Source organism: Bacillus sp. FG16, assembly GCF_057809515.1.
The window spans coordinates 1-5,403 of the sequence record NZ_JBMDKC010000178.1 but is presented as its reverse complement, the minus strand read 5'-3'; the positions used below and the strand labels follow the sequence as shown (position 1 = coordinate 5,403).

The 5,403-nt window shown below is 34.3% G+C and carries 5 protein-coding genes and 1 pseudogene; 4 read left to right on the top strand and 2 right to left on the bottom strand.

The genetic code is table 11. The annotated features are described in order from the left end of the window. The first annotated feature begins 463 nt into the window (after positions 1-463). A complete protein-coding gene (locus ACODS7_RS30900; RefSeq protein ID WP_488828407.1) occupies positions 464-1,369 on the top strand; it encodes an Rpn family recombination-promoting nuclease/putative transposase in 906 nt (301 codons plus the stop codon). 281 nt (positions 1,370-1,650) lie between these two features. Here the strand turns inward: ACODS7_RS30900 and ACODS7_RS30895 are convergent, their stop codons facing one another. Together ACODS7_RS30895 and ACODS7_RS30890 are read right to left on the bottom strand one after the other, a co-directional pair. Then, entirely contained in the window at positions 1,651-2,613 is a 963-nt protein-coding gene (locus ACODS7_RS30895; protein ID WP_243169343.1) for a tyrosine-type recombinase/integrase, read from the bottom strand. Positions 2,614-2,661: 48 nt separating this feature from the next. Continuing rightward, the gene (locus ACODS7_RS30890; protein WP_098976821.1) at positions 2,662-2,871 is read right to left on the bottom strand and encodes a hypothetical protein; all 210 of its coding nucleotides are present in this window, start codon (positions 2,869-2,871) and stop codon (positions 2,662-2,664) included. Between the two features lie 839 nt (positions 2,872-3,710). Between ACODS7_RS30890 and ACODS7_RS30885 the strand changes: the two are divergent. The 3 genes and pseudogenes from ACODS7_RS30885 (at position 3,711) to ACODS7_RS30875 (ending at position 5,244) form a co-directional block, all read left to right on the top strand. Continuing rightward, positions 3,711-4,579 (top strand): annotated as a pseudogene (locus tag ACODS7_RS30885) (recombinase family protein). A 212-nt stretch (positions 4,580-4,791) separates the two neighbouring features. After that, complete coding sequence (locus ACODS7_RS30880; protein WP_243169345.1) at positions 4,792-4,938, top strand: hypothetical protein; 147 nt, start codon at positions 4,792-4,794, stop codon at positions 4,936-4,938. A 78-nt stretch (positions 4,939-5,016) separates the two neighbouring features. Then, a complete protein-coding gene (locus ACODS7_RS30875) occupies positions 5,017-5,244 on the top strand; it encodes a hypothetical protein (RefSeq protein WP_243169346.1) in 228 nt (75 codons plus the stop codon). Positions 5,245-5,403 lie beyond the last annotated feature (159 nt).

Below are 5,403 nucleotides of genomic sequence, written 5' to 3'. Positions count from 1 at the left end.
TTATTTGAGAAACAAAGATTATGCACGTACGAAGAGTTGAAGCAACGAGCGGTGTCTTACTGTTCGGTCCATTTGACGATACACCTCTAGTCCACATATTTTCTCTGATGGTTATTCCTGTTAAAATATAGGTATAATATCCATTTGGCTTGCGGAGAGTGTGAAAAATGAACGCTCAGATTCCTTTCTAACAACACAAAAAGGAATAGTGAATGCATTTTCTATGTCGAACAATAAAAACGGCAGATACTATAAAGAGTAGTAGGGGAATTTTAGAGGATAACATAAAATTTCACGTACCATATTGTATAATAAAAATAAAATCCTCCCAAAAACTCCACAAGGGTTGCTTCTTCTCTCCTTTTTCCGATACAATAGATACATATACTTTCTTTGCCCATTCCCCCGAAAAAGGGGCCTAACAAAAAAGATAGAAAATGAAATCAGAAAGGTAACTCATAGTATGAATCAACCTTTAGTGAATTTACGAGTGGATTTTGCTTTTAAGCAATTATTTGGAACAAGAGGAAATGAACAGATTTTAATGCAATTTTTGAACGTGACGTTAGCGTCTTCGCTTTCTTCGCCGATTCAAACGCTGAAAATAGAAGACCCACATATGCACCGCGAATATGAAAAAGACAAATTGTCCATTCTAGATGTATTAGCAACGTTAGACGATGAGACCCAAATTTCCATTGAAATTCAACTCTCTGACCAAAATGATTTCCTCAAGCGTAGTTTGTATTATTGGAGTCGCTTATATGCTTCTCAAATGCAAAAAGGTGATTCTTATGATACATTACGAAAGACAATTACGATTAATATTTTGAACTTTCCTGTCTTTCCAGAGTACGAAACGTTCCATACGACGGGGAAACTATGGGATATTGAGTTACAAAAATTACTTGTAGACGATTTGGAACTTCATGTCATTGAAATCCCTAAATTAATGGCACAATGGAAACAAGAACAAGTAAATCTGTGGGAAGACGATGTGGCACGATGGTTACTTTTGTTATCTGCCAATGAAGATACACAATTAACGCATACGCTGGAGGAGATCGCTATGAACCGAGACCCGATTTTAAAAGATGCGATGCAAAAGTGGGAAAAGATGAGTCAAGATCCTGGATTCCGTATGTTATATGAAGCAAGACAAAAGGCTCTGATTGATGAGACTTCTAAGTTCAAGTATGCAGAGAAGAAAGGCATAGAAAAGGGACGTAAAGAAGGAAAAGAAGAAGGGATTCAAGAAGGGAAAATCCAACTGATTCAGGGCATGCATAAAAATGGCATGGATATCGAAGATATTGCGAAGTTTACAAATATGGAACTGTCGGAAATACGTCTTATTTTAGACAAGTAAAGTGTACCGTACACTTTTTCACAAGGTTAGATGATTCTTTAGGGCCATCTGAACCTGAAGAACTAATATTAAAAAATGAATATTCAGAAATATATAGACCGAATGAACCTTTTTATGCTACACTTGGCGTAACCGATACTATACCACCCTTTGCTCCCTGATTTGTATAACAAGTTAGGGAGCTTTTCGTATGTTTGATGTTCTATGCTCCTTTTATCGCAGATGCCTATGAAAAAGAAAACGTATACTATTTTATATGCTATAGAAATTGATTTTTTTAATTATTTTCCATGAGAATGCTGATTTGCATATTCTACATAACGTTTTACTGATAAATGAGAAAGAAATCCCGTTCTTTTTTTGATTTCCTCTATAGACATATTCCTTTCTAGACAACGTAGAATAAAAGTATTCCGTAAGTGCTGTGCGGAAATTCCTTTTCTCAATTGCGCTCTGGCTACTTCTAATCGAAGCATCTTTTGCACAGCAATTGCTGTTAATGCTTTCGGGGCATCATTGTCATACACCCAGCGGAATGTGCCTCGTTTAAAATCAAATGCAACGAATAAAGGATCTGTACTATGATATCTAGGACGAACTGGTTCCGGTATCGTTCTATAATAGGTAAATAAACGTATTTTATCTTCTTCTTCTAAACGGATGATTCGTTTATTCCCCTTACTATGCACAACTGTAATCATGTTCTTTCCAAAGTGTATCTGTTGCATCTGTAACGATACGAGTTCTTGTAGTGTAAGCCCATAATCCAAAAGAAGTGATAGGATGGATACATTTCGTTCTATGAGAAGCGGCCGAACAGAAAGTTGTTCTTCTGACAATCCTTCAGGTGAAGAAAGAATGTTTTTTAGCTTTTTCTCTTCTTCCGTCGTAATAAAGTCCTCCTTGCGTAGGGCCCGATTTGGTGGAGTAATTCCCTGCATTTCTACGATAGGACTTGGAATATCCAAGAATTGATACAATTTTTTTAACACGACTGCAATTCTATGAATAGTCTTCTCACTATATTTTCGTGTATATTGGAGTTCCTGAAAATAGGATTCAAAATCCCGCTTGTCCAGATTTCTCCATATACTCTCTTCTTGAAAACGATTAGATGCTTGCAGCCATCTTCCGAAGTCCTCAATATCATAGACATATCGTTTAATTGTGGATGGCTTCCTTCCTCGACTAGATAAGAAGAAAGCAAATTGTTGCAATGTATCCTCAAATTCTTGTGGATTCAATTACTTATCGCCTCACTTTTTCTGTATGGTCTTAGTTATATCCAAGTTTCATTTCAGCTTAGCTGGGTATTTCCAATCTCGCTTCTCTTGTTTATCAGGTTTTGTTTTTGGCTTCTTTCGCCCTATTTTGTTCTTCACCTGATTTTGTTGTTCGAAGGTATCTAACTTTGTTTGTATTTTCTCTATTTGTTCTTTTACGTCTTTAAGCTCCAACTTGATTTCTGAGAGCAACCTTAAAATGGCATCACCTTTGTTCATAACAACCACCTTATTTCAGAAGATGAATATTTTCTCAATACATAATAGATTGAATTTTCTGTTTTATTAAGTGTAATTAAGAAGAATAACTGTCATTATTCCCTTCTTGAAGGACGGACTATGCGAATAGAACCGTTCTTTTTTGTTAATCCCTTTTATTATTTAGAAATTTATTATACTACAAATTTGAATAACTTTCATTTCATCTGTTACCTATGGACAGAACATTTCAATAATTTCCACGATTTCATATAATGAAAAATAAAGTATTCCTGTCCTTCTTCCCCCTTTTTCGGGGGGAAGGGGCAAAACACCCTATCTGCAAAATCAATTAAAAATCCCACGGCCTAATCAGGCCGTGGGATTTTTAGATTACTCATTGTGAAAGTGCAAGGTGAATTCGTAATATTCAAAATAAATATTATCAATTTACTTTATTTTATACTCATGACAAAATATAATTACGCTAAATTTTTCTTTCAATCTTTTCCCTAATAAAGATTGAAGCCATTCACAATGTTTAGCTTGAAAAAGGAAAGCTCATTTCTTGTAAAAGAATGAGCTTTTTCTTTACTCTTTTTCATACATATTTTATCATATAGTTTACGATATTACTACAGTATTCTTATGTGTTTTCTTATGTTTATCCTGTATTATTATTTTTGGAGAAACAATAAACATACACGCTATATCAAAAACGATAGTTTTTGATAATTATAAAATAAACAAAATTTAATCCTTATAAATCGCTTAACTATGTTATCAAAACTATTGTCAAAATCAAATTAACTTTAACTACCTTTTATGATAAAATCATCTTATAAAGGTTAGGTGATTTCATGAATTCATATATTTATGGCTATGCAAGGGTAAGTACCCAACAACAAGATTTGATTCGTCAACTCGACATGCTGCAAAATTATAACTGTACTGAAGTTTTAACTGAAAAAATATCAGGTACGAAAAGTAATCGTCCAGAGCTTACTCGATTAAAAGATAAAATTAGACCGGGTGATACTTTAGTTGTTGAAAGCTTTTCTAGATTAGGAAGAAGTACCAAAGATTTAATTGAACTTGTTGATTTTTTTGAGACTAAGGGAGTTAAGCTAATTAGTATTAAAGAACAGTTCGATACGAATACACCCCAAGGAAAATTGATGTTAACAGTATTTCAAGCATTCAGCCAGTTTGAAAGAGACTTGATTGCTCAACGTACACTAGAGGGTCTTAAAAGTGCAAGAGCAAGGGGAAGAGTAGGTGGGCGCCCTCGTGTTAAGGACAGTTTCCTTCAGAGAGCATTGAAGTTATATGATTCTAAAGAATATAGCATCCAGGAAATTGTAAACATGACAGGTATTAGTCAAGCTACACTCTACCGGTATATACGAAAAAATCAGCAAACCGAAAAACGCGAACAAATTAAAGAATAAACAGCCAATATTCGTATGTTGTTATGTGTGGAAAATAATAGTAAAATTGTTAGGGGAAAAGCAAGGTACGAAAAGAAGTGGAGCAATATCTCCGATATGATTTTAATATGGAAATGAACGCATCTAATGAATATGTATTTTTTGTTCCCTACAAAGATATTGATGATTTAACAAAACAGGTTGAAGATATTATCTGTGAGATTGCAAATACCGCTGATTGGAGCAATTGTTTCATTGAAGCGGATACATATTGCGATGAATTAAACTTGTATTGGTGAAATATTTTAAAGGGTTTATCCTGCATGAATAGGCAGTCGATCCCCCATTTCAAAAATCAATGGAAGCAAAGAAGTTCGGTGGGGATTAACTGCCCGTAAAGGCTCTATTGGCTCAACTGATAATTAGTAGGGAATGAACGCATGAATACAAAACTCTTATTGATTAACGTTTCACTTTATTTGTATTTCTTTGAAAGATAGGAGAACTAATATTGACTAAGAAATTTAGATTATCAAATGAAGAGGAAAAACAATTCAATCAATTTCTTGCAACAGATGATTTTGCAGAAATATTAGCAATTATTTGGAGATATGGATCTAAACGAAAAGGGTATTTTTCTATCAGAAATAAGAAATAAGAAATTCCAGAGCGATTTCGTGAATTAGTTGTGAGAAGTAATTTTGTAAGATACTGCAAGAGAGAACGGGAAGGAAAAGTGAACTTTTGGGAAATTGGGATAAATGAATACCATCCGCTTGTGAAAAAGATAGAGGAAATGAACTGGACGCCAATTTCAGAAAAAAATCGAACCTTTCCCAAAGGGATTTTTAACGAAAAAGTGTTTGTTGCGACTTATATCCGCTTATTACATGATTTAGGAACTGTACATGGCCAAGATAAAGGAAAAATATATAAACGTGCCATGGATCTGTTGATGTATTGAACAACATAGCTCGTGTGTTAGGGGCACGGCAACATCGCCATCAAGCTAAGGAAAAGAGATACCCCCAAACCGAATAAAATAGGGGTATCTCTTTTCTATATATCTAACCTTATTTCTTTGTTCATACAACAGAACTTATATTTCTTTCCACTGTTACAA